Origin of the sequence: Mycobacterium sp. TY815 (assembly GCF_030755135.1) — a bacterium.
GTDB lineage: Bacteria > Actinomycetota > Actinomycetes > Mycobacteriales > Mycobacteriaceae > Mycobacterium.
Genome location: NZ_JAUFRX010000003.1, coordinates 383,256 through 408,152 on the forward strand (window position 1 = coordinate 383,256; position 24,897 = coordinate 408,152).

The window sequence follows — 24,897 nt, forward strand, 5'->3', positions numbered from 1 at the left end:
ATGACGACCAACTTTTCGAGGAAGGCGGTTGTGGGTGCGGCGCCGGAACCGGCCACCAGCGGTTACGCCTCGGCGGCCTTGGTATTCAGCATCGTCGGAGCGGTGCTGCTGGGTGTCTTCTGCGCGATCGCGGCGTTGTTGCAGCCTGAAACCCTCCCACAGGGCAGGCGCGAGGCTATCGCGGCGCTGGTGATATCGGCGACCTGGGTGGTAGTGGCAGTGGCGGTGCTGCACGGATCTTCGATGTAGATCTGTGACAGAGCGATGTGATTGGACCCACAATTCGCGGGGTACACGGAGGTTGGATCTGCCAATTAGACAGCGTTCAACAGAAGGGGCGCGACGTGATTATCCTGGGAATTATTTTGCTGCTGATCGGCTATTTCGCCGGCATCCCAATTCTCTACACAATCGGCGGCATTCTCGTGCTCGTCGGTGTGATTCTGTGGATTCTGGGTGCGGTTGGGCGCCCGGTCGGAGGCCGAAGAGTCTGGTTCTAGCGCACTCGCCTGCGCCCTGAGCTAGTTGCGTCGGACCGGAACTGCGGAAACGCGGTTTCGGTCCGACGCATTTTTGGTCGGTAGAACATGAGTCGGGGTGGCGGGATTCGAACCCACGGCCTCTTCGTCCCGAACGAAGCGCGCTACCAAGCTGCGCCACACCCCGCTTGAAGCCTCGACAGCCTATCGCACCGGACCAGTCACCTCCCAAACGGCAGGTCGGCGGGTCAGTCCCAGCGGCAGGAGCGTTCAAATTCGGCTAGCGCCCGGGCGGCACCACGGGGGTCCAGCCCCTGGGCGGCCACCCATTCGTCGTCGAAATAGGTGTCGGCATAGCGATCACCGCTGTCGGCCAGCAGTGTGACCACCGAACCGTGGCGGCCCTCGGCGACCATCTCGGCCAGCAGGCCGAAGGCACCCCAGAGGTTGGTGCCCGTCGACGGGCCCACCCGTCGGCCGAGGACCGCGCTGACGTGGCGGGCGGCCGCGATCGAAGCCGCATCGGGCACCGAGACCATCCTGTCCACCAAGGACGGCAGAAATGACGGTTCCACCCGCGGCCGGCCGATGCCCTCGATCCGCGAGGACGCGCCGGTCACCACGTCGGCCCGGTTGTCGACGTAGGCCGGGAAGAACGCGGAATGCTCCGGGTCGACAACGCACAACTGCGTCGCGTGCCGCCGATAGCGGATGTAGCGGCCGATCGTTGCGCTGGTGCCACCGGTGCCGGCCCCCACCACGATCCAGGCGGGTATCGGGTGGGACTCCAAGGTCATCTGCAGGTAGATCGACTCGGCGATGTTGTTGTTGCCGCGCCAGTCGGTGGCACGCTCGGCGTTGGTGAACTGGTCCAGATAGTGGCCGCCGGTCTCCGCGGCGACACGGGCGGCCTCGGCGTAGACCTCGCTCGACTTCTCCACGAAATGGCAACGGCCGCCTTGTGATTCGATCAATGCGATCTTGCTCGCGCTGGTCGCCGCCGGCATCACCGCGACGAACGGCAAACCCAGCATCGCCGCGAAATAGGCCTCCGACACCGCGGTGGAACCCGAGGACGCCTCCACCACCGTCGTGCCCTCCTCGATCCAGCCGTTGCACAGCGCGTAGAGAAAGAGGGAGCGCGCGAGCCGGTGTTTGAGGCTTCCGGTGATATGGGTCGTCTCGTCCTTGAGGTAGAGCTCGACGCCGGCCCCGGAACCCCATTCGGCCGGCAGCGGGTACCGCAGCAGATGGGTGTCGGCGCTGCGCCGGGCGTCCGCCTCGATCAGCCGGATCGCATTGTCGGTCCAGGTCCGGGAGAGACTTCGGGCCGCGATGCGGGTCTGTGTCAACGCACGGACACGGTTGGCTGTGAGCGCCCCAGGTTGCTGGTCGAATCCCGGCCGCCCATCGGGGTGGCGATCAGCGTCAGCAGGGTCGCCTCGGGCCGGCAGCAGAACCGCACCGGCGCGAACGGTGAGGTGCCGATACCCGCGGAGACGTGCAGCCGGGTGTGAGAGCCCCACTGGGAAGCGCCCTTGGCCCGGGAGCGGTCCAGCCCGCAGTTGGTGACCAGCGCGCCGTAGAACGGGAGGCACAGCTGTCCGCCGTGGGTGTGGCCGGCCATGATCAGCTGGTACCCGTCGGCGGCGAAGCGGTCCAGCACCCGCGGCTCCGGCGAGTGCACCAGCCCCAGCCGCAGATTGGCGGCGGGGCTGGCCGGTCCGGCGATCGTCTCGTAGCGGTCTCGGTCGATGTGCGGGTCGTCCACGCCGGCGGCGGCGACGTGCAGACCGGCGACCTCGAACTCGCGGCGATTGTGGGTGAGGTCGAGCCAACCCCGTTCGGTGAACGCCGCACGCAGGTCCTGCCAGGGCAGCGGCTCGCCCTTGATCCGGTGATCGGGGTTGGTCAGGTAGTTCATCGGGTTCTTCAGGCGCGGCCCGAAGTAGTCGTTGCTGCCGAAGACGAAGACCCCGGGACGGGACAGCAGGTCGCCCAGGGCCTGCACCACCGCCGGCACCGCCTTGGGGTGGGCCAGGTTGTCGCCGGTGTTGACCACCAAGTCGGGCTCCCAGCTGGCCAACTCGCGCAGCCAGGCCTGCTTGCGCCGCTGGTTCGGTGTCATGTGCAGGTCGCTGATGTGCAGCACCCGCAGTGGGGTCGAACCCGGGCTCAGCACCGGCATCGTGATCTCGCGCAGTACGAATGCATTGCGCTCGACGAACGCCGCGTAGCCGATCCCGGCGACCGCCGAGCCAAGCACTGCGGCTCCGGTCTTCAACGCGACAGGGAGTACCTCAGCCATGCCAGGCAGTTTACTGCCGGGAACCGACTCGACGCGCGGCTCTTCGCGTGATCAGCGCCTAGGGGGGCGGCGGTGCCGGCGGTGGAGGCGCCAGCAGCGGAATGGTGATCGGGGGCAGGCCGGGTATTTCGACGACCTGCGATCCGACAACCTCCGGCGGCAACCCGCCCTCGGGCGGCGGCGGCGGTGGCGGCGGGATGCCGTTGCTGATCTGAATCGTCACGATCGAGCCGGGAATCGTCTGGCCGGTCGGCGACGTTCCGACGACCTCGCCATACTTGGCGCTGCTGTTGACCGAGTTGGGCTGGTCGGCGACCTGGAAACCGGCGTCCCGCAAGCGCTGACGTGCCTGGTCGATGTCCAGACCGGCCACGCTGGGCACCCGCCCGGCCGGCGAACCGTCCATGTACCGCGGGTCGGTGGGCGGCAGGTGCACCTCGCCAAAGTTGTTGGCGATCGGCTGTAGCGCGGTGAACCAGGTGCGCGCGGGCTCGTTACCGCCGTACAGATCACCGCTGCCGCAATGCCGCAGCGGGGCCGAGCACAGGTCGGTCGGCGAGGGCGAGTCGTCGTAGATGTAGTTGGCCGCCGCGTAGCGGTTGGTGAAGCCGACGAAGCCGGAAGACCGGTGCGCCTCGGTGGTGCCGGTCTTGCCGGACATCGGCAGGCTCCAGCCGGCCGCTCCGGCCGAACCGGCCGCCGTGCCGCTGCCCACCGCGTCCTTGCTCATGGCGTTGGCGAGCGTGTTGGCCAGTCCTTCGGGGACCACCTGCTCGCAGGTCTCGGTGGTGACGGAGACCTCGTTGCCGTTGCGGTCGATGAGCTTGTCGATCGGGTTCGGCGGGCACCACATGCCGCCGGAGGAGAGCGTGGCGGCGACATTCGACAGTTCCAGCGCGTTGACCTCGATGGGGCCGAGGGTGAACGAGCCGATGTTCTGCCGTTTGACGAAGTCGGCCAGGCTCTCGTTGCTGTCGGGGTTGTAGTCGCGCGCGGTGCCGGGGTTGGCGTAGGACCGCAGGCCGAGCTTGATGGCCATGTCCACCGTCCGGGACACGCCGACCTGCGAGATCAGCTTGGCGAACGCGGTGTTGGGCGAGGTGGCCAGCGCGTCCGTCACGCTCATGCTGCCGCGGTAGTTACCGGCGTTGATCACGCACCAGGTGTCCTTCGGGCAGCCCTTGGCGCCACCACTGCCCAGCCCCTTGCCTTGGAAGCGGCCCGGGACGTCGAGCTGGGCGTTGATGCCCATGCCCATGTCCAGCGCGGCCGCCGTCGTGAAGATCTTGAAGATTGATCCGGCGCCGTCGCCGACCAGGGAGAAGGGCTGTGGCCGCATCGTCTCGCCGGCCTCGGTGTCCAGGCCGTACTTGCGGTTGCTGGCCATCGCCACCACTTTGTGCGACGTCTTGCCGGGCAGGATCACGCTCATCACGCTCGAGATGCCGCTGAGCGTCGGGGGCGCGAACCTGTCGATGGCCGACTTGACCGGAATCTGGACGTCGGGATCCAGCGTGGTCCGGATCAGGTAACCACCGCGGGCTACCTGTTCCTTACTGATCCCCGCGTGCGAGAGGTACTCCTGCACGTAGTCGCAGAAGAAGGCGCGATCGCCGGCCGCGATGCAGCCGCGCGGCAATTCGTTCGGCTGCGGCAGGATCCCGAGCGGCTGGGTCTTGGCGGCGCGCAGGGCGTCGGCCTCGGCGGGGATGTTCTCGATCATGGTGTCCAGCACCAGGTTGCGCCGGGCCAGTGCGCCTTCGGGGTTGGTGTACGGGTTGAGCGCGCTGGTCGACTGCACCATGCCGGCCAGCAGCGCCGCCTGCTGCCAGTTCAGGTCGATCGCGTTGACCCCGAAGTAGGTCTGTGCGGCGTCCTGGATGCCGAATGAGTTGTTTCCGAACGACACCAGGTTCAGGTAGCGGGTGAGGATCTCCGGCTTGGTGAAGGTCTTGTCCAGCGTGAGTGCCATGCGGATCTCGCGCAGCTTGCGCGCCGGGGTGGTTTCGACGGCCGCGCGCTTCTCCGCGTCGGTCTGCGCCGTCACCAGAAGTTGGTAGTTCTTGATGTACTGCTGCTCGATGGTCGAACCGCCGCGGGTTTCGACATCCCCGGACGCGTAGCCGGCCAGGCCGGTCAGCGTGCCTTTCCAGTCCACACCGTTGTGGTCGGCGAACCGCTTGTCCTCGATCGACACGATCGCGAGCTTCATGGTGTTGGCGATCTTGTCCGACGGCACCTCGAAACGACGCTGGGAGTACAGCCACGCGATCGTGTTTCCTTTGGCGTCGACCATCGTCGACACCGCCGGCACCTGTCCCTCCAGGAGTTGAGCCGAGCCGTTGGCGACGACCTCGGAGGCGCGGTTGGACATCAGCCCCACGCCACCGGCGAGCGGGAACATGAGCGCGGTGGCGACCACGCTGGCGAGCAGACAGAAGCCCGCGAGCTTCAGCAGCGTGAGTGCTACCGGGGGACGCTCGGACATGCGTACTACAGTAGCGACCTCTCGTCACCCCCCCGCGCCGTGCGGCTGGAAAAAATTTCTGTAGCAGCTGTCGGACCGGTCCGCTACCCCTGGGAACTGTGAATTTCCTGCGACTGCACTGGTCAGAGCCCCAAAAGGGGACAAGCCGGCCCTGTTTTGCCCGGCCGGTCGACGCAAGACGGCACGAACGTCCCAGAAAAAGCGTTATCGGACTGTTGCGCAATTGGCGTCCCAACCCCTAACTTAGAGACGCAGTGAGATTCAGGTAACACCGATGTGCACATTGTGGCTCGAATCGCATGGTCGGCTGGTACCCGAAGAGGGCGGTCGCAGGCGGCGACCGGAAGGAAGGGATCAGCTCGTGTCAGGAACGCGTCCGGGCGCACGAAGGACCAACCTCACGTCCACAGGCAATCTGCTCCGCAGCGTCGAGGCTGAGGAGCGCATCACCTGGGTGTCGCAGGCGTTGTGCCGGGCGACGGATCCCGACGAGCTGTTCGTACGCGGCGCCGCCCAGCGCAAGGCCGCTGTTATCTGCCGGCACTGCCCTGTAATGCAGGAATGCGGCGCGGACGCCCTGGACAACAAGGTGGAGTTCGGCGTCTGGGGCGGCATGACCGAGCGTCAGCGCCGGGCGCTGCTGAAGCAGCACCCCGAGGTGGTGTCCTGGTCGGACTACTTCGACAAGCGCAAGCGCCGCAACATCGTCTGACCGGCTGCGCAAACCCGCGTGCTGCGGGCCCTCACGTCATTACTTTTTTATTACAGCTTAGCTGGACGTCGTAGTTGCGCCCGGCTATTTTCCCTGGTCAGCGCCCTTTTTTGCGGTGCAGCGCCGATTGGGCCTGCTGACCGTCATTGAATGAGCGTCAAATAAGGGCGGTTCTGAGCGCCGTCACCGCAGGTCATGACACCTTTACAGAGTTGGTTGCTGACGTAACTCGACGATCGCCGGCAGGTGGCCGCACGGCCCGGACGGCGGGGGTCCGCGGAGTTCCAGGCGCCTCATTTTGAGTCCGCCTCCATCATTACTTTATTGTTACAGCTTAGCAGGACGAACTATCCGGATCGCTGCATTAACGCAGGTCAGCGGGGTTTTTGGGGCAGTAGATACTGATGTTGTTCGGGTCCGCCGTTGAATGGGCGTCAAATAACGGCCGTGCGCAGAAGCATCGTCGCAGGTCAGCGCGCGATCAAGCGGACGTGATCTGATCGGCCAGGGCGCGCAGCGCCTCCAGGTCGGAGACGTCGAACGGCAGCGAGGGCACTCCGACGACGGGCACATGGGGGTGGGCGCCGGTGAACCGGGACAGCAGCCGGATCTCCCTCTTGGCCGTCTGACCGCGATCGGCATGGATATGCAGCACGGCGGCCGCCAGGGACGCGGCCTCGGAACCGTTCGCCTCGGCCTCGAGCTTTTCGGTGGCGTCGATCGCCCGCTCGACCGGCAGCGAACACAGCAGCGGATGGGTGCGATTCAGGACCAGCCCGGCCAGCGGCATCCCTTCCTGGGACAGGCGGTCGACGAAGAAAGCCGCCTCGCGCAAGGCGTCGGGCTCGGCGGCCGAGACGACCACGAACTGGGTGCCGCGCCGCTTCAGCAGCGCGTAGGTGCGGTCAGCCTTCTCCCGGAAGCCCCCGAACGTCGCGTCCAGCGACTGAACGAACGCCGCCGCGTCGCCCAGCATCTGCGAGCCCAGGATTGTCGACATCGCTTTCATGGCCAGACCCATCGCACCGGTGACGAGCCGCCCGATGCCACGGCCGGGTGCGAGCAGCAGGCGCCACAGCCGGCTGTCCATGAAGCTGCCCAGACGCTTGGGGGCGTCCAGGAAATCCAGGGCGTTGCGAGACGGCGGTGTGTCCACCACCACCAGGTCCCAGCGGTCCTGGGCCAGCAGCTGTCCCAGCTTCTCCATGGCCATGTATTCCTGCGTGCCGGCCAGGGAGGTGGCGACCGTCTGATAGAACTGGTTGTCCAGAATCGATTGCGCCCGTTCGGATCCCGAGTACTGGACCACCATCTCGTCGAAGGTGCGGCGCATGTCCAGCATCATCGCGTGCAGCTCGCCGGGCACCTCCGGAGCCAGCGGAACACGTTGCGGCGTGTTGCCAAGGTCGTTGACTCCCAACGCTTGTGCGAGTCGCTTGGCCGGGTCGATAGTCAAAACCACTACCGTGCGCCCATATTCGGCCGCGCGCAGTGCTATCGCCGCCGCGGTGGTCGTCTTGCCGACGCCGCCCGCGCCGCAGCACACCACCACCCGATTGGTCGTATCGGCCAGAATCGAGGCCATATCAAGGGTTTGCGGCTTGTGTGGCTGCGTCATGTCACCGAACTCCCTGTTGCGCAAGTACTTCCGAAAGCTCGTAGAGGCTGCCCAGGTCGACTCCGTCGGAGATCGTCGGCAGCTCCAGCCTGGGGACCTGCAGCGACTCGAGCTGCTGGGCGGTCTCCGAGCGAGCGCTGATCCGGGTGGCGTGTTCGATGGTCTCGGTCAGCAGGCCCGCGAAATCGGCGTCCTCGAGCTCGATTCCGGCCGTCGCCAACCCGGAACGCACGGCGTCGGCGTCCACCACGCCCTCGGCGGCCTTGGCCAGGTCGTCGCTGCCCAGGTAGGCGGGGATGTTGCGGTTCACGATGACGCTGCCGATCGGCAGCTCCATCTCGGCGAGCTCCTCGATGGCCTCCAGCGTTTCCTGCACCGGCAGCGCTTCCAGCAGCGTCACCAGGTGAATGGCCGTCTGGTCGGAATGCAGCAGCTTGACCACGCCTTCGGCCTGCGAGTGCACCGGTCCGCCCTTCGCGAGGTCGGACACCGCCTTGGTCACGTCGAGGAAGCGGGCGATGCGGCCGGTCGGGGGTGCGTCGACGACGATCGCGTCGTAGACCGGCAGGCGATTCTTGTCGACCCGGATCACCGTCTCTTTGATCTTCCCGGTGAGCAGCACGTCACGCAGCCCGGGCGCGATGGTGGTCGCGAACTCGATGGCGCCGATGCGGCGCATCGCCCGGCCCGCGATGCCCAGGTTGTAAAACATGTCGAGGTACTCCAGGAACGCGGCCTCGATGTCGATGGCCAGCGCGTTGACCTGGCCGCCGCGTTCGGCGGTCGCGATCTTGAGTTCCTGGTAGGGCAGCGGCGGGACGTCGAACAGCTGGGCAATCCCTTGGCGCCCTTCGACTTCCACCAGCAGGACCTTGCGCCCGCCAGCCGCCAGGGTCAGCGCCAGGGCGGCCGCGATGGTCGACTTTCCGGTACCGCCCTTGCCGGTTACGAAATGGAGGCGAGCCTTCGACAACCGCGAGGGCCACCCGACGGTACTACCGCCGCTCGATGTGTTTGCCACCATCGCATGCTAGCCGTTGCTGTTTTGCCCGATAAGCTCGCGACCATGACCCAACCCACCACATGGGAGTACGCGACGATTCCGCTGCTCACCCACGCCACCAAGCAGATCCTCGACCAGTGGGGCGCCGACGGCTGGGAGCTGGTCGCGGTGTTGCCCGGCCCCACCGGCGAGCAGCACGTCGCCTACCTCAAGCGCCCCAAGTAGGGTCCGGCCGGATGAGCGCGAAAGCACGCCTGGAGGAGCTAGGCCTGACGCTTCCGCAGGTGGCGGCACCGCTGGCGGCCTACGTGCCGGCAGTGCGCACCGGAAATCTCGTCTACACCGCCGGCCAGTTGCCGCTCGTCGCCGGAAAGTTGAGTGCCACCGGCAAAGTCGGCGCTGACGTCGCCCCCGACGTGGGCAAGGCGCTGGCCAGGGTGTGCGCCCTCAATGCGCTCGCCGCGGTGGATTCCGTGGCGGGTCTGGACTCGGTGACCCGGGTGGTGAAGGTGGTCGGATTCGTCGCCTCCGCGCCGGGCTTTCATGGTCAGCCGGGCGTCGTCAACGGCGCTTCAGAACTTCTTGCCGAGGTGTTCGGCGACAACGGTGTGCACGCACGCTCGGCGGTGGGTGTCGCCGAGCTGCCGCTGAACGCGCCGGTGGAAGTCGAAATGATCGTGGAGGTCGGGTAGCGGCCGTGGCCGGGTCAGCGCTCGCCCATCCCGCCTACGCCCAACTGCGGGCGGTGACCGATACCGCCTCGGTGTTGCTCTGCGACAACCCCGGCCTGATGACGCTGGAAGGCACGAACACCTGGGTGCTGCGTGGTCCGCGCAGCGACGAGTTGGTGATCGTGGACCCGGGACCCGATGACGACGAGCACATCGCACGGGTGGCCGCCCTGGGCCGCATCACTCTGGTGCTGATCAGTCATCGGCACGGGGACCACACCGACGGCATCGACAAGCTGGTCGAGCTCACCGGGGCGACGGTGCGCTCGGCGGGCAGCGGGTTCTTGCGCGGGTTCGGCGGCGAGCTGGTCGACGGCGAGGTGATCGACGCCGCCGGTCTGCGGATCACCGTGATGTCGACGCCCGGGCACACCGCCGATTCATTGTCGTTCGTGCTCGAGGACGCGGTGCTGACGGCCGACACAGTGCTGGGGCGCGGCACCACCGTGATGGACAAGGAAGACGGCAATCTGACCGCCTACCTGGAATCGCTGCACCGGCTGCGCGGGCTGGGACGGCGGGCGGTATTGCCTGGACACGGGCCGGAACTGCCGGCTCTCGACGCGGTTGCCCAGGGGTATCTGGCGCACCGGAACGAGCGGCTCGAGCAGGTGCGGTCGGCGCTGCGCGAACTCGGCGAGGATGCCAGCGCCCGCCAGGTCGTCGAACACGTCTACACCGACGTCGACGAGAAGCTGTGGGACGCCGCTGAGTGGTCGGTGCAGGTGCAGCTGGACTACCTGCGGGCGTAGCGGCTGCGGCGCCGGTTTCCGGCACGTCGCGCGTCCGGGCGGTTTGGCGCGCCGAAATTGAAACCACGCACACCTGCGCCGGCGTGTTCTGTACCTCAGATAAGTGTCGCGGACGCGCGCTGGGCGCGCGCGCTTACCTCGCTCGGCGCGCGAGCCTCTCGGAGTCCGAGATGAGCACGCTCTTGCCCTCCAGGCGAATCCACCCGCGGTGCGCGAAATCGGCCAGCGCCTTGTTGACCGTCTCCCGGGACGCGCCAACCAGCTGGGCGATCTCCTCCTGGGTCAAGTCGTGGGTGACGCGCATGGCGCCACCCTCCTGGGTGCCGAAACGCTGTGCGAGCTGCAGCAACTGCTTGGCCACCCGGCCGGGCACGTCGGTGAAGATCAGGTCGGCCAGGTTGTTGTTGGTGCGCCGCAACCGGCGGGCCAGGACGCGCAACAGCTGCTCGGCGATCTCCGGACGGTCGGCGATCCACGCCCGCAGCGCGTCGCGGTCCATCGAGACCGCACGCACCTCGGTGATCGTCGTTGCGCTCGACGTTCGCGGGCCCGGGTCGAAGATCGACAGCTCACCGAACATGTCCGACGGGCCCATGATGGTGAGCAGGTTCTCCCGCCCATCGGGTGAGCGACGACCGATCTTCACCTTGCCCGCGACGATGATGTAGAGCCGGTCACCCGGTTCACCCTCAGCGAAAACGGTGTGTCCGCGGGGAAAGTCGACGGGCTGCAACTGCTTGGTCAGTGCGGCGACTGCGCTGGGCTCAACCCCTTGAAAGATTCCGGCCCTTGCCAGGATCTCGTCCACGTTGCCTCTTCTTGCCTCTTCAGTTTCCGACGAGTAGATACGGGCTGGCCAACCTGTGACGGCCGACACGAGTCTAAAGGTAGGCCAAACGGTGCGGCCTGCCAACGCTACACACGATTAACGTGTCGAATCACCGTAAACTGCGTATTGCTCAGATACCGCCCCTGGATGCGGGTCGGCAGGCCGGATTCGATACGCCCGACCATGTCGGCGGCAAAGAATGTCTCGGCGTGATGCCGCCCGGTCAGCGCTCTGGGCTGCGGCGCGGCTTCAAGTCCGAGCGCCTGACGGCGGTGCAGCAGCTCCAGCGCCTCCGGCATCCCCTCGCGGGCCAGCGTACGGACGTCGACAGCGTCGGCGTGATCGAGGAAATCGGCGACATCGGAGGCGGTCACGGTGTCATGGGCGAGTGACTTTTCCAGCCGCCCCAGCCCCAGCGCGGCCAACATCAGCAACGCGGGGATGCAGGCCACCAGCAACCACAACACAAATCGAGTAAACATGGCCAAGGTCTCAGCCAGATTACGAAATCAGTACTCTGTCGTAGGTGTCAGCGGCTAAGTCGTCCCCAGTCAAGGAAAAGGGGACGAAGCAGGCGGTCGCCAAGCGCTTCGCCAACGAAACCCGCACCGGTTTGGTGCGACGGGCGCGCCGGATGAATCGGACGCTGGCGCAGGCATTTCCGCACGTCTACTGCGAGCTGGACTTCACCACGCCGCTCGAGCTCGCCGTCGCGACGATCCTGTCGGCGCAGAGCACCGACAAGCGGGTGAACCTGACGACGCCGCCGCTGTTCGTGAAGTACCGGACCGCGCTGGATTATGCGCAGGCCGATCGCGACGAGCTGGAGGCGCTGATCCGCCCCACCGGCTTCTTCCGCAACAAGGCCACCTCGCTCATCGGACTGGGCCAGACTCTTGTCGAGCGGTTCGACGGCGAGGTGCCCCACACCATGGAGGAATTGGTGACGCTGCCGGGGGTCGGCCGCAAGACCGCCAACGTCATCCTGGGCAACGCCTTCGACATCCCCGGCATCACCGTCGACACCCATTTCGGCCGGCTGGTGCGCCGCTGGCGGTGGACCGCCGAAGAAGACCCGGTCAAGGTGGAGCACGCCGTCGGCGAACTGATTGAACGCAAGGAATGGACCCTGCTCAGCCACCGGGTGATCTTCCACGGCCGCCGGGTGTGCCACGCCCGTAAGCCGGCGTGCGGGGTGTGTGTCCTGGCCAAGGACTGCCCGACCTACGGGCTTGGCCCCACCGAGCCATTGCTGGCCGCTCCACTCGTCCAGGGCCCGGAGACCGACCACTTGTTGGCCCTGGCCGGGTTGTAGCCGCTCGCGGCATGAAGGGGCTCTCCGGTGCTGCCCGCTGGACCATTGCGGTCGTGGCGGTGGTGGTCGCTTTGGTGGTGGCGCTGGTGGCGCAATTGCACGACGACGCGGCGCCGCCGACGACCCCGCAGGGGCAGGCCGGGCGCGAACACCGGGATGCCGACACCGCCGAGGCACTGGCCGGACCGCGACAACGGGCCGCGCTGGCGCCCTGTCCGGCCCCGGGGACAGGGCCGGGCGTCCCGGTCCTGCAGGGCGTGGTGGCCGAATGTGCGGCCGACGGTTCCGCGGTGGACGTGGCGAAGGCGCTGGCGGGACGGCGCGTGGTGATCAACCTCTGGGCCTACTGGTGTGGGCCGTGCGCTGCCGAATTGCCCGCGATGGCCGAGTATCAACGTCGGGCGGGTTCCGACGTGACGGTGGTGACGGTGCATCAGGACGAGAACGAGACGGCTGCCCTGCTGCGGTTGGCCGAGCTGGGCGTTCATCTGCCGACGCTGCAGGACGGTCGCCGCCGGGTGGCGGCCGCGCTGCGGGTGGCAAACGTGATGCCCGCGACGGTCGTGCTGCGGCCGGACGGTAGCGTTGCGCAGACCCTGCCGCGGGCATTCGACAGCGCCGACGAGATTGCGGCCGCGGTCGGGGAGTGAGGCGGGGTGAACGAATCAGATGAGGTGCCGGTGACTGCTGCGGGTACCGCGCGCGAGCGGGGGACGGTCGCACTCACTCCTGACGCCGGCCCGGCCTGGTTGCGGCCGCTGATCGACAACGTCGACCAGATTCCCGATGCATACCGTCGCCGGCTGCCGGCTGACGTACTGGCCATGGTGACGGCCGCCAAGTCGTTGGGCCGGGGCGGCCGGGACGCCGCCGTGCTGGTGCTCTTCTCGGGACCGGAGTCAGGTGCCGCCGACGGCGGCGTTCCCGACGACGCCGACCTGCTGCTGACCGTGCGGGCCTCGACCCTGCGTCATCACGCCGGGCAGGCCGCCTTCCCGGGCGGCGCATCCGACCCCGGCGACGAGGGCCCGGTTGCCACCGCCCTGCGGGAGGCGCGCGAGGAGACCGGTATCGACACCGGGAGGCTGCACCCCCTGGTGACCATGGAACGGACCTTCATCGCTCCGTCGCGCTTCCACGTCGTCCCGGTGCTGGCCTACTCGCCTGACCCCGGCCCGGTGACGGTCGTGAACGACGCCGAGACCGCGATCGTCGCCCGGGTCCCGGTGCGGGCTTTCATCAACCCGGAGAATCGGCTGATGGTCTATCGGGGCACCCTGGGACGCCGCTGGGCCGGACCGGCGTTTCTGCTGAACCAGATGCTGGTGTGGGGCTTCACTGGCCAGGTGATCTCTGCGGTACTCGACGTCGCGGGCTGGGCGCAGCCCTGGGACACCGACGACATCCGCGAGTTGGACGACGCGATGGTGCTGGTCGGTGACTCGGACGGGCTGAGGGGCGGGCTGCGATGAATTCCATGACGCCCTCGCAGTGGCTGGACATCGCCGTCCTGGCGGTCGCGTTCATCGCCGCCATCTCCGGGTGGCGTTCCGGCGCGCTGGGTTCGGTGCTCTCGTTCGCCGGAGTCGTGCTGGGTGCGGTGGCCGGCGTGCTGCTGGCGCCGCACATCGTCAGCCATATCGCCGCTCCGCGGGCCAAGCTGTTCGCCGCGCTGTTCCTGATCCTGGCGCTGGTGGTGGTCGGTGAGGTCGCCGGCGTGGTGCTGGGACGCGCGGTGCGCGGCGCGATCCGCAACCGGCCGATCCGCACCATCGACTCCGTCATCGGTGTCGGCGTGCAGCTGATGGTGGTGCTGACCGCCGCCTGGCTGTTGGCGACGCCTTTGACCCAATCGAAGGACCAGCCGGAACTGGCCGCCGCGGTCCGGGGTTCACGGGTGCTCGCCGAGGTCAACGAGGTGGCGCCGACCTGGCTGAAGACGGTGCCCAAACGCCTTTCGGCGCTGCTGAACACCTCTGGCCTGCCCGCGGTGCTGGAGCCGTTCAGCCGTACCCCGGTGATACCGGTTGCCTCGCCGGACCCGGCACTGGCCAACAACCCGGTGGTGGCGGCGGCCGCGCCGAGTGTGGTCAAGGTACGCAGCCTGGCGCCGAGTTGTCAGAAGGTGCTCGAAGGCACCGGCTTCGTGATCTCACCCGAGCGGGTGATGACGAATGCGCACGTGGTGGCCGGCTCCAGCAGCGTCTCGCTGCAGGCCAACGGCAAGAACTACGACGCCACGGTGGTCTCCTACGACCCGCAGGTGGACATCGCGATCCTGGCTGTCCCGGGTCTGCCGTCCGCGCCGCTGGTGTTCGACGACACCCCCGCGAAGACCGGTACCGACGTGGTGGTGCTGGGCTATCCGGGCGGTGGCAACTTCACGGCCACCCCGGCGCGCATCCGGGAGGTCATCAAGCTCAGCGGGCCGGATATTTACCGCAGCCCGCAGCAGGTGACCCGCGACGTCTACACCATCCGGGCCAATGTGGAGCAGGGCGATTCGGGCGGGCCGCTGATCGACCTCGACGGCCGCGTGCTCGGGGTGGTGTTCGGTGCGGCCGTGGACGACGCGGACACCGGTTTCGTGCTGACGGCCGAGGAGGTGGCCGGCCAGCTCTCCAAGATCGGCGCCAGCGCGCCGGTGAGCACCGGGGCTTGCGTCAGCTGACCTGCTGCACCTTGGCCAGAAATCGCGTCAGCAGCCGGTTGATCTCCTCGGGTGACTCTTCGTGGCTGAAATGGCCTGCCCCGGCCACGGATACATAGCGCCCGTGCGGCGCGTAGCGCTGGGTGCGTTCGACGGGCGCGGCCAGGACGTAGGGGTCCGCGTCGCCACGGATGTGCAGCAGGGGCACACCTAGTTGCGCGGTGGTCGACTTGATGAACCGGTGGCCTTCCCCGCGTAGCTGGCTGCGCACCGCCCATCGCTGATATTCCAGTGCGCAGTGCGCGGCGCCCGGGATCTGGATGGCCTGGCGCAGGTACCGGATCGTCTGCGAAAAGTCTTCAGTCGCAAGCCATTTGGGGCCACTGCGGCTGCGGACGAGACGCTCGATCTCGGCGCCGTCGTGTCTGGTCAGCAGTCGCTCGGGCAATAACGGAGCCTGGTACCGCAGCAGCGTCGGCAGCAGCGCGCGGCCCTGGTCCCGGCGCGTGAGGGTGGACCGTCGCAACGCCGCCGGGTGCGGCGAACTGATCACGGCGATGCCGCGCACCAGCCGGGAATGCAGCAGTGCGGTGGCCCAGCAGGCCAGTCCGCCGTCGGCGTGGCCGATCAGCGTCGCCGAGGAATGTCCGAGTGCCCGGATCAGCCCGGCGGTATCGCCGGCCAGCGTCCAGCCGTCATAGCCGCGGGGCGGTTTGTCGCTGCCCCCGTAGCCGCGTAGGTCGACGGCGACCACGCGGGCTCCGGCGAGGGCGCGCAACTGGTGGCGCCACGACCACCAGAACGATCCGAAGCCGTGCAGCAGCATGACCAGGGGCCGACCGGTGCCGGCGCCGTTGGGGTTGCCGGCGTCGGCTTCGACGACGTGGAACCGGATGCCGTTGGCGTGCACATCCAGATGGCGCCAAGGCCCGTCGATGCGGACGACCGACGGATCTGGAGCCGGCACTTACCAGCCCGAGGGATCGGTGGGGGCGTTGTTCTCCGGCTTCTCGTGTTTGCCGTGGTGCTCCGGGAGCTGCTTGGGGCCCGCGGGGGTCTTGTCGTGGCCGGGGGCGAAGGCGGTGCGCGCCTCTTTGACCGATTCGATGGTCTTCTGCGGCCCGCGGATCCTGCGGACCTTCAGGAAGCCGAACAGCGCCAGCGCAATCGTGACGACGACCATGATGCCGAAGACGATCAGGAACGCCGCCCAGCGCCACAGCCAGTTGTCCAACAGCTCGGCGAGGAAAAAGAAGAAGAAGAAGGTCGAATAGAACAGCACGACCAGGGCGGAGATGAAGAAGACGCTGCCGGTCAGGCCTTTTTTGACGTCGCGGGTGATCTCCGCGCGGGCCAATTCGACCTCGGCGCGCACCAGGGTCGACATCTGGGTCGTGACATCCTTGATCAGGTCACCGACCGACGGCTCACCGGCCCTGGCATGCGGGTCGGCCAACGGGATCGTGGTCAGCGTGCTCGGCACACCGTTCTTTCGATCGGGTTTGCTCACAGACCGTCCTCTCCGTCTCGCGGCCCGCGGTGTCCCTCTGGGCCGCGCAGTGCGCGTAGTCGCGGTTTATGTTGCCATGCGGCGCGAGGCCGGACGAGGCCAGCCGAGGGCCGTCGCAAGTGCGGCGGGACGTATGCATTGATCCTCTACACTGGCCCACTGGTCTGAGATTCCTCACTCCAATCTTTGACAACCGAACGGGGTATCACTTTGCAGAAGGCGCGAAGCGGCGTGAAATCGGCTTCTGCCGCGGCCGTCCTGGCCGTTTTCTTGGGCCTTCTGTTCCTGCCGGCGAAGACCGCATCCGCAGACGACAAGGTCGCCCTGGGGGGTGGATCGGGCATCGTGGTCAACACCGGCACGCTGTGCACGCTGACCGCGATCGGTCACGACAAGTTCAACGACCTCATTGGATTCACCTCTGCCCACTGCGGCGGCCCCGGTGCGCCGGTGGCCGCCGAGGGCGCCGAGAACCGCGGCCAGGTCGGCACGATGGTCGCCGGCAACGACGGGCTGGACTATGCGGTGATCAAATTCGATCCCGCCAAGGTCAACCCGGTGAACAACGTCAACGGCTTCGCGATCAACGGGATCGGCCCGGAGCCGGTTTTCGGTCAGGTCGCGTGCAAGCAGGGCCGCACCACCGGCAACTCGTGCGGCGTCACCTGGGGTCCGGGCCAGGACCCGGGCAGCATCCTGATGCAGGTCTGCGGTGGCCCCGGTGACTCCGGAGCCCCGGTGACCGTCGACAACCTGCTGGTCGGAATGATCCACGGCGCCTTCAGTGACAGCCTGCCCAGCTGCGTCACCAAGTACATCCCGCTGCACACGCCGGCGGTGGTGATGTCGATCAACACCGACCTGGACGACATCGTCGCCAAGAACCGCCCGGGCTCGGGGTTCGTTCCGATCGCCTGAATTACTTCGCTTCGCGGATAGCGTCGAACACGTTGGGATCCAACAGTGTTGACGTGTCGCCCAGGTCGCGGTTCTCGGCGACGTCGCGCAGCAACCGGCGCATGATCTTGCCGCTGCGGGTTTTCGGCAGCTCGGGCACGATGTGTACTTCGCGCGGCTTGGCGATCGGCGAGATCTCGTGGGCGACCTCGCCGCGCAACTCCTCGACGGTCCCTTCGCTGACGTCGTAGTTGGAACGCAACACGACGAACGCACAGATGGCCTGGCCGGTGGTGTCGTCGGTGACCCCGACGACGGCCGCCTCGGCCACGCCGGGGTGTCCGACGAGCGCGGATTCCACCTCCGCGGTGGAGATGCGGTGCCCGGAAATGTTCATCACGTCGTCGATGCGGCCCAGCACCCAGATCGCGCCGTCGGGGTCGAAGCGGGCACCGTCACCGGCGAAGTAGTAGCCCTTGTCGGCGAACTTCGACCAGTACGTCTTGCGGTATCGCTCGGGGTCACCCCAGATGCCGCGCAGCATCGACGGCCACGGCTGGTCCAGCACCAGGTAGCCGGTGACGTGGGCTTCCCCTTCGGCATCCGGCGGCAACGGTTCACCGTGGTCGTCGACGATCTTGGCCGAGATCCCCGGCAGCGGGGTCATGGCCGAACCCGGTTTGACCTCGCTGACGCCGGGCAGTGGCGAGATCATCGCCGAGCCGGTTTCGGTCTGCCACCAGGTATCCACCACCGGCACCCGGCCCCCACCGATGACGTCGCGGTACCACCGCCACGCCTCGGGGTTGATGATCTCGCCGACCGAACCGAGCAGCCGGATGCTCGACAGATCGTGCGCGTCCGGGATGTCGCGGCCCCACTTCATGAACGTCCGGATCAACGTCGGGGCCGTGTAATAGATTGTGACACCGTATTTTTCGATGATCTCGAAGTGGCGGTGCTCGCTGGGGGTGTTGGGTGTGCCTTCGTACAGTACTTCGGTGATGCCGTTGGACAGCGGGCCGTAGACGCCGTAAGTGTGCCCGGTGACCCAGCCGATGTCGGCGGTGCACCAGAACACGTCGGTCTCCGGCTTGACGTCGAAAATGGCGTGCATCGTGTACGCACACTGCGTCAGATAGCCGCCGCTGGTGTGCACGATGCCCTTGGGTTTGCCGGTGGTGCCCGAGGTGTACAGCAGGAACAACGGCTGCTCGGCGTCGAACGCTTCGGCGGTGTGTTCGGGCGAGGCCTTGTCCACGACGTCGTGCCACCACAGGTCGCGATCGTCGTTCCACGCGACGTCGATGCCGGTGCGCCGCACCACCAGAACGTGTTCGACGGGGCTGTCCTCGACCGACACCGCCTCGTCGGCGGCTTCCTTCAGCGGCGCCGGCTTGCCCCGGCGGAACTGCCCGTCGGCAGTGATCAACAGTTTGGCGTCGGCGTCGGCGATCCGGGTCCGCAGGGCGTGCGCGGTGAAGCCGCCGAATACCACGCTGTGCATGACGCCCAGCCGTGCGCAGGCCAGCATCGCGATCACGGCTTCGGGGATGAGCGGTAGGTAGATGGCGACCCGGTCGCCGGCGACCAGGCCGAGGTCGGTGAGCGCGTTGGCGGCCTTGCACACCTCGTGCTGCAACTGCGCGTAGGTCAGGGTGCGGCGCTGGTCCTGCGGTTCGCCTTCCCAGTGGATGGCGACCCGGTCGCCGTTGCCGGCCTCGACGTGCCGGTCCACGCAGTTGTAGGCGACGTTGAGCTTGCCGCCGACGAACCACTTGGCGAACGGCGCGTCCGACCAGTCCAGCACCTCGGTGTAGGGCGTCTCCCACGACAGCCGGTCGGCCTGGGCGGCCCAGAACGCCAACCGGTCTTCCTCGGCCTGCTCGTACAGCTCCGGCCGGGCGTTGGCCTGTTCGGCGAACTGCGTTGGAGGCGGGTAGGAACCGGGGTGCTCTGCTTCGGTAGCGGTCACGGGTGTGAGCGTAACTCCGCGGCGGTGCGGACACGGACGGGCTTCGATTCGTCACCGGGAGTCCATCTGCCGGACAATTCGTCTCATGGCACCCGCATTTCGGTTAGTCGCTGTTCTGGTGGTCGGCGCGGGCATTACGGCCCCGCCCGGGTGGGCGGCGCCGACTGACGTCGCGCCATGCTCCGCAGGGCAGGTCGTGGTGACCGCCGCCGGGCCCGAGGCGGCGGTGGGCCACCGCGCGGTGACCCTGATATTCGCGCCGGCCCCGGGCGCGGAGCCCTGCACGCTCAGCGGCTACCCCAGAGTGGAGTCGGGAAGCGGGGGACCGCTTGTCACGGCGCAGCCCACGCTGCGCGGATACATGGGTGGGCTGCCGAGCGGCCTCGACGTGCCGCCGACCGTCACGGTGTCGCCCTCGCAGCGGGCGGAGGCGGTGGTCGAGGGCATGTCGGTCAATGCCAGTGGCGACCCGTGTCCCAACTACACCGACCTGAGCGTCGTCCCGCCCGGTGGAGGCGATCCGGTCACCGTGCCGGCGGCGATCGACAGCTGCCAGTTGCAGGTGCACCCGGTAACCCAGGTGGTCATCGAACCGGCGCCACCGTCATAGCACGCTCTAGGGTCGGTCCTGTGGGCCGGACGATGCGGGTGGTGCTGGCTGTCCTGCTCGTGGCTGCGTGCCTGGCCGGGTGCGGCGGCGGAATGCTCACACCTGACGTGGTGGTGGTCAACGGCGGTGAACCCCCCAATCCACTGATCCCGACCGGCACGAATGACAGCAACGGTGGCCGCATCATCGACCGGTTGTTCGCCGGCCTGGTGTCCTACGACGCCGCCGGGCGATCCTCGCCGGAGGTCGCGCAATCGATCGAGAGCGTCGACAACATCAACTACCGGATCGTCCTCAAGCCGGACTGGAAATTCACTGACGGATCTGCGGTCACGGCCCACTCGTTCGTCGATGCGTGGAACTACGGCGCGTCAAGCGTCAATGCCCAACTGCAGCAGCAGTTTTTCAGCCCGATCGAGGGTTTCGACGGGTTATCGGCGGCCGCAGGCGACGGCAAGCCGACCACCATGTCCGGGCTGCGGGTGGTCAACGACCTCGAGTTCACCGTACGGTTGCGGGCGCCGACCATCGATTTCATGTTGAGTCTGGGCCACAACGCGTTTTATCCGTTGCCCTCGTGGGCTTTTCGCGACATGGCGGCGTTCGGTCGGCATCCGGTGGGCAACGGTCCCTACAAGCTGGACGACCGTCCGGACGAACCGGCGTGGGAACACAACGTCAAGATCGACCTGGCGGCCAACCCCGACTATCACGGCAACCGCAAACCCAGGAACAAGGGACTCCGGTTCGAGTTCTACGCCAATCTGGACACCGCGTATGCCGATCTCCTGTCGGGCAATCTCGATGTGCTGGATACGATTCCGTCCAGCGCACTGACCATCTATCAGCGCGACCTGGGCGGCAACGCCGTGAAGGGGCCGGTGGCCGTCAGCCAGTCGCTCGATACGCCCTTGCGGCTACCGCATTTCGGCGGCGAAGAAGGCAGGCTGCGCCGGTTGGCGATAGCGGCGGCGATCAACCGCCCACAGATCTGTCAGCAGATCTTCAACGGCACCCGCAGTCCGGCGCGTGACTTTACCGCAAGTTCACTGCCGGGCTTCGACCCGCACATCCCGGGCAACGAAGCGTTGGACTTCAATCCTGAACGTGCCCGCCAGTTGTGGGCGCAGGCCAATGCGATGGCGCCGTGGAACGGTAGCTACGCCATCGCCTACAACGCCGACAGCGGCCATCAGGAGTGGGTGGACGCGGTGGCCAACAGCATCAAGAACACCCTGGGCATCGACGCGGTCGGCGCACCGCAGCCGACCTTCGCCGGATTCCGGACCCAGATCACGAACCGCACCATCGACTCCGCGTTTCGCGCCGGCTGGATCGGTGACTATCCGTCGATGATCGAGTTCCTGGCGCCGCTCTACGCCACCGGAGCCGGGTCCAACGACGTCGGATATTCCAGCCGGGAATTCGACGCCGCACTGGCGGCCGCCGAAGCCGCGCCGGACTTGCGTCAGGCCGATGTGCTGGCCAACGTGGCACAACGAATCCTGTTGCACGACATGCCCGCCGTGCCGCTGTGGTACTACATCAGTGTCATCGGATGGTCGAGCCAGGTCAGCAACGTCAAGCCCACCTGGAACGGGCTGCCCGACTACGAGAACATCGTGAAGGGCGTGATGCGCTGATGTACTGGTATGTGCTGCGCCGGGTCGCCGTCATGATCCCGGTCTTCCTGGGCGCCACGCTGATGATCTACGGCATGGTGTTCCTGCTGCCCGGCGACCCGGTGGCCGCGATCGCCGGGGATCGGCCGCTGAGTCCGGAAGTGGCCGCGCAACTGCGGGCCCGCTACCACCTCGACGATCCGTTCCTGGTGCAGTACCTGCGCTACCTGGGCGGCTTGGTGCACGGCGACCTGGGCCGCGCCTACTCCGGTCTGCCGGTCAGTGCTGTTCTGGCACATGCCTTTCCGGTGACTATCCGGCTGGCGCTGATCGCACTCGTGGTGGAGGGAGTGCTCGGCATCGGTTTCGGGGTGGTCGCCGGACTGCGCCAGGGCGGCATCTTCGATGCCACGGTATTGGTCACCGGACTGGTCATCATCGCGATCCCGATATTCGTGCTGGGCTTTCTGGCGCAGTTCGTGTTCGGCGTCCGGCTGGGCTGGGCTCCGGTCACCGTCGGCGGACGGGCCACTTTCGGGCGGTTGCTGCTACCCGGGATCGTGCTGGGTCTGGTGTCATTCGCGTATGTGGTGCGGTTGACGCGCTCCGCCGTCGCCGCGAATGCGCATGCCGACTACGTGCGAACCGCCACCGCCAAGGGGCTGTCGCGGCCGCGGGTCGTGACGGTCCACATCCTGCGCAATTCGCTGATCCCCGTGGTCACCTTCCTCGGCGCCGATCTCGGTGCGTTGATGGGCGGAGCGATTGTGACCGAAGGGATTTTCAACATTCACGGCGTCGGCGGCGTGCTGTACCAGGCGGTCACCCGTCAGGAGGCGCCGACGGTCGTGTCGATCGTGACGGTGCTGGTGTTGATCTATCTGATCAGCAATCTGCTGGTGGACCTGCTGTATGCGGCGCTGGACCCCCGGATCCGTTATGTATAGGCGTCCCAAGTTCGTCGTCGCCGCGGTGCTGATCGGATTGATATTGCTGGTCGCCGCATTTCCGGCGTTGTTCACCGGTGCCGATCCCGGCTACGCCGACCCCGGCCAGAGTCTGCTGCCGCCGTCGGCCACGCATTGGTTCGGGACCGACCTTCAGGGCCACGACATATACGCGCGCACCGTGTATGGCGCGCGCGCCTCGGTCACCGTCGGCCTGGGCGCCACGCTGGCCGTATTCGTCGTCGGTGGAACCCTGGGCGCGCTGGCCGGTTTCTACGGGGGCTGGGTGGACGCGTTGGTCTCGCGCATCACCGACGTGTTCTTCGCATTGCCGTTGTTGCTGGCCGCCATTGTGCTGATGCAGGTCATGCACCATCGCACGGTATGGACGGTGGTCGCGATACTGGCTCTGTTCGGGTGGCCGCAAGTGGCGCGCATCGCGCGCAGCTCGGTGCTCGAGGTGCGTGGCCGCGACTATGTACTGGCAGCGAAGGCGTTGGGCCTGGGCAGTTTTCGCACTCTGCTACGCCACGTGGTGCCCAACGCGATCGGCCCGGTGATCGCGGTGTCCACCATCGCACTCGGAGTCTTCATCGTCACCGAGGCGACTTTGTCGTATCTCGGGGTCGGGCTGCCGACCACGGTGGTGTCCTGGGGCGGCGACATCAACGTGGCGCAGATGCGGCTGCGAGCCGGCTCCGCCATTCTCTTCTATCCCGCTGGCGCCCTGGCGATTACCGTGTTGGCGTTCATGATGATGGGCGACGCGTTGCGCGACGGGCTGGATCCGGCATCCCGGGCGTGGCGGGCATGACCGGTCAGGGGTTGCTGTCGGTCGAGGGTCTGCAGGTGCGGTTCGGCAGCGGCGAACCGGTGGTCCGCGGCGTCGATCTCAGCGTCCGCCGCGGCCAGACCGTGGCCGTCGTCGGCGAATCCGGTTCCGGGAAATCCACCACAGCGGCCGCGATCCTCGGGCTGTTGTCACCCGGCGGACGAATCACCGCCGGTCGCATCATGTTCGACGGGCAGGACATCACCGGTGCCGGCCGGCGCCTGATGCGGTCCATCCGCGGACGCGAAATTGGCTATGTGCCACAGGATCCGATGACCAATCTCAATCCGGTGTGGAAGGTCGGCTTCCAGGTCCGCGAGGCGCTGCGGGTCAACACCGAGGGGCGCGATGCGCGGCGGCGCGCGGTGCAGTTGCTCGCCGACGCCGGCATGCCCAACCCGGGCAAGCAGGCCGGGCGGTACCCGCACCAACTCTCCGGCGGCATGTGTCAGCGCGCGCTGATCGCCATCGGCCTGGCCGGCCGGCCACAGTTGCTGATCGCCGACGAACCCACGTCGGCGCTGGACGTCACCGTGCAACGGCAGGTCCTCGACCACTTGCAGCGGCTCACCGATGAACTGGGAACCGCGTTGCTGCTGATCACCCACGATCTGGCGCTGGCCGCCGAGCGTGCCGAGCGCGTAGTCGTCATGCACCACGGAACGGTCGTCGAATCCGGTGCCGCGCAAGCCATTCTGCGCGAGCCGAGGCACGAGTACACCAGGCGGCTGGTGGCCGCGGCCCCGTCTGTGACCGCGCGAGACAAACGCGCCGCGCAGATTCGGGAGCGGGTTGCGACCGAGGCGGCCGAACATGCCCGCGCCCAGGACGACATCCTGGTGGCGTCGGGGCTGACCAAGGTCTACCCGGAATCCGGCGGAGTGCCCTGGCGGCGGACGGAATTTCGTGCGGTCGACGGGGTGTCCTTCCGGGTGCGACGGGCCAGCACGCTGGCGGTGGTGGGGGAGTCCGGCTCCGGGAAGTCGACCGTGGCACGCATGGTGCTCGGTCTGCTGCCACCGACGTCTGGCAGCGTTGTCTTCGACGGAACCGACGTCGGCGCGGTGCGCAAGACGCTGGCATTCCGGCGCCGCATCCAGCCGGTGTTCCAGAACCCGTACAGCAGTCTGGATCCGATGTACTCGGTGTTTCGCGCCATCGAGGAGCCACTGCGGATTCACCGGGTGTGCGACCGCCGGCAGCGCGAGCAGGCGGTGCGCGAGCTGCTGGAGCAGGTGGCACTGCCGTCGTCGGTGTTCGACCGGCTGCCCCGCGAGCTTTCCGGGGGCCAGCGGCAGCGGGTCGCGATCGCGCGGGCGTTGGCGCTGCGACCGGACGTCCTCGTCTGCGACGAGGCGGTGTCGGCGCTCGACGTCCTGGTGCAGGCGCAGATCCTCGACCTGCTGGGCGAATTGCAGGCCAACCTGGGGCTGACCTACCTGTTCATCAGCCACGATCTGGCGGTAGTGCGGCAGATCTCCGATGACGTGCTGGTGATGCAGTCCGGCAAGGTGGTGGAACATTCGCCGACCGAAGCGGTGTTCACCAGGCCCGCCCACGGCTACACGCGCCAACTGTTGGAGGCCATTCCCGGCGCCCCGGCCGGGCCCCGATAGGTT

Annotated in this window: 26 protein-coding genes and 1 tRNA gene; 16 read left to right on the forward strand and 11 right to left on the reverse strand. The window is 67.3% G+C overall.

Features of this window, described 5'->3' with window-relative positions; translation table 11 throughout:
• The gene (locus QXK92_RS27590) at positions 1 to 249 is read left to right on the forward strand and encodes a hypothetical protein (protein WP_306247118.1); all 249 of its coding nucleotides are present in this window, start codon (positions 1 to 3) and stop codon (positions 247 to 249) included.
• A 95-nt stretch (positions 250 to 344) separates the two neighbouring features.
• Entirely contained in the window at positions 345 to 500 is a 156-nt protein-coding gene (locus QXK92_RS27595) for a hypothetical protein (protein WP_120794271.1), read from the forward strand.
• Between the two features lie 92 nt (positions 501 to 592).
• Here the strand turns inward: QXK92_RS27595 and QXK92_RS27600 are convergent.
• The 4 genes from QXK92_RS27600 to ponA2 form a co-directional block, all read right to left on the reverse strand.
• Positions 593 to 666, reverse strand: a tRNA-Pro gene (locus QXK92_RS27600).
• 61 nt (positions 667 to 727) lie between these two features.
• Positions 728 to 1,831, reverse strand: coding sequence for a PLP-dependent cysteine synthase family protein (locus QXK92_RS27605; protein ID WP_306247120.1), 1,104 nt, complete (start codon positions 1,829 to 1,831; stop codon positions 728 to 730).
• Positions 1,828 to 2,787, reverse strand: a complete 960-nt coding sequence (locus QXK92_RS27610; RefSeq protein WP_306247122.1) for a metallophosphoesterase — start codon at positions 2,785 to 2,787, stop codon at positions 1,828 to 1,830. Before QXK92_RS27610 ends, QXK92_RS27605 begins: the two co-directional genes overlap by 4 nt.
• Before the next feature lie 58 nt (positions 2,788 to 2,845).
• The gene (gene ponA2, locus QXK92_RS27615; protein WP_306247125.1) at positions 2,846 to 5,275 is read right to left on the reverse strand and encodes a transglycosylase/D,D-transpeptidase PonA2; all 2,430 of its coding nucleotides are present in this window, start codon (positions 5,273 to 5,275) and stop codon (positions 2,846 to 2,848) included.
• Positions 5,276 to 5,636: 361 nt separating this feature from the next.
• Here ponA2 and QXK92_RS27620 point away from each other — a divergent pair, with 361 nt between their 5' ends.
• Positions 5,637 to 5,987: a WhiB family transcriptional regulator gene (locus QXK92_RS27620; RefSeq protein ID WP_065132588.1), complete on the forward strand. Its 351-nt coding sequence runs from the start codon at positions 5,637 to 5,639 to the stop codon at positions 5,985 to 5,987.
• Positions 5,988 to 6,468: 481 nt separating this feature from the next.
• Here the strand turns inward: QXK92_RS27620 and QXK92_RS27625 are convergent, their stop codons facing one another.
• Entirely contained in the window at positions 6,469 to 7,605 is a 1,137-nt protein-coding gene (locus QXK92_RS27625) for an ArsA family ATPase (RefSeq protein WP_306247127.1), read from the reverse strand.
• Position 7,606: 1 nt separating this feature from the next.
• Positions 7,607 to 8,629 carry an ArsA family ATPase gene (locus QXK92_RS27630; RefSeq protein WP_306247129.1) on the reverse strand — a complete coding sequence of 341 codons (1,023 nt, stop codon included), beginning with the start codon at positions 8,627 to 8,629 and terminating at the stop codon, positions 7,607 to 7,609.
• 42 nt (positions 8,630 to 8,671) lie between these two features.
• On the opposite strand from QXK92_RS27630, the gene QXK92_RS27635 reads away from it, so the two are divergent.
• The 3 genes from QXK92_RS27635 to QXK92_RS27645 are packed head-to-tail and all read left to right on the forward strand — an operon-like array spanning position 8,672 to position 10,091.
• Complete coding sequence (locus tag QXK92_RS27635) at positions 8,672 to 8,833, forward strand: DUF4177 domain-containing protein (RefSeq protein WP_120794267.1); 162 nt, start codon at positions 8,672 to 8,674, stop codon at positions 8,831 to 8,833.
• 11 nt (positions 8,834 to 8,844) lie between these two features.
• Complete coding sequence (locus tag QXK92_RS27640) at positions 8,845 to 9,300, forward strand: RidA family protein (protein ID WP_306247131.1); 456 nt, start codon at positions 8,845 to 8,847, stop codon at positions 9,298 to 9,300.
• 5 nt (positions 9,301 to 9,305) lie between these two features.
• Positions 9,306 to 10,091: an MBL fold metallo-hydrolase gene (locus QXK92_RS27645; protein WP_306247133.1), complete on the forward strand. Its 786-nt coding sequence runs from the start codon at positions 9,306 to 9,308 to the stop codon at positions 10,089 to 10,091.
• A gap of 133 nt (positions 10,092 to 10,224) precedes the next feature.
• Here QXK92_RS27645 and crp read toward each other — a convergent pair whose 3' ends face one another.
• Both crp and QXK92_RS27655 read right to left on the reverse strand, forming a co-directional pair.
• Entirely contained in the window at positions 10,225 to 10,899 is a 675-nt protein-coding gene (crp, locus tag QXK92_RS27650) for a cAMP-activated global transcriptional regulator CRP (RefSeq protein ID WP_036362963.1), read from the reverse strand.
• 107 nt (positions 10,900 to 11,006) lie between these two features.
• Complete coding sequence (locus tag QXK92_RS27655) at positions 11,007 to 11,402, reverse strand: hypothetical protein (protein WP_306247970.1); 396 nt, start codon at positions 11,400 to 11,402, stop codon at positions 11,007 to 11,009.
• Positions 11,403 to 11,554: 152 nt separating this feature from the next.
• Between QXK92_RS27655 and nth the strand changes: the two genes are divergently transcribed.
• Genes nth through marP form a run of 4 tightly spaced genes read left to right on the forward strand, consistent with a single transcriptional unit; the run spans position 11,555 to position 14,906 of the window.
• On the forward strand, positions 11,555 to 12,235 hold the full coding sequence (gene nth / locus QXK92_RS27660; RefSeq protein ID WP_306247972.1) for an endonuclease III: 681 nt from the start codon (positions 11,555 to 11,557) through the stop codon (positions 12,233 to 12,235).
• Positions 12,236 to 12,246: 11 nt separating this feature from the next.
• Complete coding sequence (locus tag QXK92_RS27665; protein ID WP_306247135.1) at positions 12,247 to 12,885, forward strand: TlpA disulfide reductase family protein; 639 nt, start codon at positions 12,247 to 12,249, stop codon at positions 12,883 to 12,885.
• A 6-nt stretch (positions 12,886 to 12,891) separates the two neighbouring features.
• On the forward strand, positions 12,892 to 13,707 hold the full coding sequence (locus QXK92_RS27670) for a CoA pyrophosphatase (protein ID WP_306247137.1): 816 nt from the start codon (positions 12,892 to 12,894) through the stop codon (positions 13,705 to 13,707).
• Between the two features lie 5 nt (positions 13,708 to 13,712).
• On the forward strand, positions 13,713 to 14,906 hold the full coding sequence (marP, locus tag QXK92_RS27675; protein WP_306247140.1) for an acid resistance serine protease MarP: 1,194 nt from the start codon (positions 13,713 to 13,715) through the stop codon (positions 14,904 to 14,906).
• Here marP and QXK92_RS27680 read toward each other — a convergent pair.
• Together QXK92_RS27680 and QXK92_RS27685 are read right to left on the reverse strand one after the other, a co-directional pair.
• Positions 14,899 to 15,852, reverse strand: a complete 954-nt coding sequence (locus QXK92_RS27680) for an alpha/beta fold hydrolase (protein WP_306247141.1) — start codon at positions 15,850 to 15,852, stop codon at positions 14,899 to 14,901. The genes marP and QXK92_RS27680 overlap by 8 nt on opposite strands.
• Entirely contained in the window at positions 15,853 to 16,395 is a 543-nt protein-coding gene (locus tag QXK92_RS27685; protein ID WP_306247143.1) for a phage holin family protein, read from the reverse strand. It abuts the gene before it with no gap.
• Between the two features lie 231 nt (positions 16,396 to 16,626).
• On the opposite strand from QXK92_RS27685, the gene QXK92_RS27690 reads away from it, so the two are divergent.
• Positions 16,627 to 17,313: a S1 family peptidase gene (locus QXK92_RS27690; RefSeq protein ID WP_306247145.1), complete on the forward strand. Its 687-nt coding sequence runs from the start codon at positions 16,627 to 16,629 to the stop codon at positions 17,311 to 17,313.
• Position 17,314: 1 nt separating this feature from the next.
• On the opposite strand, the gene acs is transcribed toward QXK92_RS27690, so the two are convergent.
• Entirely contained in the window at positions 17,315 to 19,267 is a 1,953-nt protein-coding gene (gene acs / locus QXK92_RS27695; protein ID WP_306247147.1) for an acetate--CoA ligase, read from the reverse strand.
• An 85-nt stretch (positions 19,268 to 19,352) separates the two neighbouring features.
• Here acs and QXK92_RS27700 point away from each other — a divergent pair, with 85 nt between their 5' ends.
• The 5 genes from QXK92_RS27700 to QXK92_RS27720 are packed head-to-tail and all read left to right on the forward strand — an operon-like array spanning position 19,353 to position 24,894.
• Positions 19,353 to 19,877 (forward strand): DUF4232 domain-containing protein, encoded by a 525-nt coding sequence (locus tag QXK92_RS27700; RefSeq protein ID WP_306247148.1) that lies wholly within the window; start codon positions 19,353 to 19,355, stop codon positions 19,875 to 19,877.
• Positions 19,878 to 19,909: 32 nt separating this feature from the next.
• Complete coding sequence (locus tag QXK92_RS27705; RefSeq protein WP_306247974.1) at positions 19,910 to 21,520, forward strand: ABC transporter substrate-binding protein; 1,611 nt, start codon at positions 19,910 to 19,912, stop codon at positions 21,518 to 21,520.
• Positions 21,520 to 22,446, forward strand: coding sequence for an ABC transporter permease (locus QXK92_RS27710; RefSeq protein ID WP_306247150.1), 927 nt, complete (start codon positions 21,520 to 21,522; stop codon positions 22,444 to 22,446). The genes QXK92_RS27705 and QXK92_RS27710 overlap by 1 nt, the downstream gene beginning before the upstream one ends.
• Positions 22,412 to 23,260 carry an ABC transporter permease gene (locus QXK92_RS27715; protein WP_306247152.1) on the forward strand — a complete coding sequence of 283 codons (849 nt, stop codon included), beginning with the start codon at positions 22,412 to 22,414 and terminating at the stop codon, positions 23,258 to 23,260. The genes QXK92_RS27710 and QXK92_RS27715 overlap by 35 nt, the downstream gene beginning before the upstream one ends.
• Entirely contained in the window at positions 23,257 to 24,894 is a 1,638-nt protein-coding gene (locus tag QXK92_RS27720; protein WP_306247977.1) for an ABC transporter ATP-binding protein, read from the forward strand. Before QXK92_RS27715 ends, QXK92_RS27720 begins: the two co-directional genes overlap by 4 nt.
• The last annotated feature ends 3 nt before the right edge of the window (positions 24,895 to 24,897 follow it).

Coding starts and splice junctions, on each gene's coding strand:
- QXK92_RS27590 (WP_306247118.1), top strand. CDS start 1: ATGACGACCAACTTTTCGAGGAAGGCGGTTGTGGGTGCGGCGCCGGAA.
- QXK92_RS27640 (WP_306247131.1), top strand. CDS start 8,845: ATGAGCGCGAAAGCACGCCTGGAGGAGCTAGGCCTGACGCTTCCGCAG.
- QXK92_RS27610 (WP_306247122.1), bottom strand. CDS start 2,787: ATGGCTGAGGTACTCCCTGTCGCGTTGAAGACCGGAGCCGCAGTGCTT.
- QXK92_RS27625 (WP_306247127.1), bottom strand. CDS start 7,605: ATGACGCAGCCACACAAGCCGCAAACCCTTGATATGGCCTCGATTCTG.
- QXK92_RS27715 (WP_306247152.1), top strand. CDS start 22,412: ATGCGGCGCTGGACCCCCGGATCCGTTATGTATAGGCGTCCCAAGTTC.
- QXK92_RS27705 (WP_306247974.1), top strand. CDS start 19,910: ATGCGGGTGGTGCTGGCTGTCCTGCTCGTGGCTGCGTGCCTGGCCGGG.
- ponA2 (WP_306247125.1), bottom strand. CDS start 5,275: ATGTCCGAGCGTCCCCCGGTAGCACTCACGCTGCTGAAGCTCGCGGGC.
- QXK92_RS27710 (WP_306247150.1), top strand. CDS start 21,520: ATGTACTGGTATGTGCTGCGCCGGGTCGCCGTCATGATCCCGGTCTTC.
- QXK92_RS27655 (WP_306247970.1), bottom strand. CDS start 11,402: ATGTTTACTCGATTTGTGTTGTGGTTGCTGGTGGCCTGCATCCCCGCG.
- nth (WP_306247972.1), top strand. CDS start 11,555: ATGAATCGGACGCTGGCGCAGGCATTTCCGCACGTCTACTGCGAGCTG.
- QXK92_RS27635 (WP_120794267.1), top strand. CDS start 8,672: ATGACCCAACCCACCACATGGGAGTACGCGACGATTCCGCTGCTCACC.
- QXK92_RS27665 (WP_306247135.1), top strand. CDS start 12,247: ATGAAGGGGCTCTCCGGTGCTGCCCGCTGGACCATTGCGGTCGTGGCG.
- QXK92_RS27630 (WP_306247129.1), bottom strand. CDS start 8,629: ATGGTGGCAAACACATCGAGCGGCGGTAGTACCGTCGGGTGGCCCTCG.
- QXK92_RS27700 (WP_306247148.1), top strand. CDS start 19,353: ATGGCACCCGCATTTCGGTTAGTCGCTGTTCTGGTGGTCGGCGCGGGC.
- marP (WP_306247140.1), top strand. CDS start 13,713: ATGACGCCCTCGCAGTGGCTGGACATCGCCGTCCTGGCGGTCGCGTTC.
- QXK92_RS27720 (WP_306247977.1), top strand. CDS start 23,257: ATGACCGGTCAGGGGTTGCTGTCGGTCGAGGGTCTGCAGGTGCGGTTC.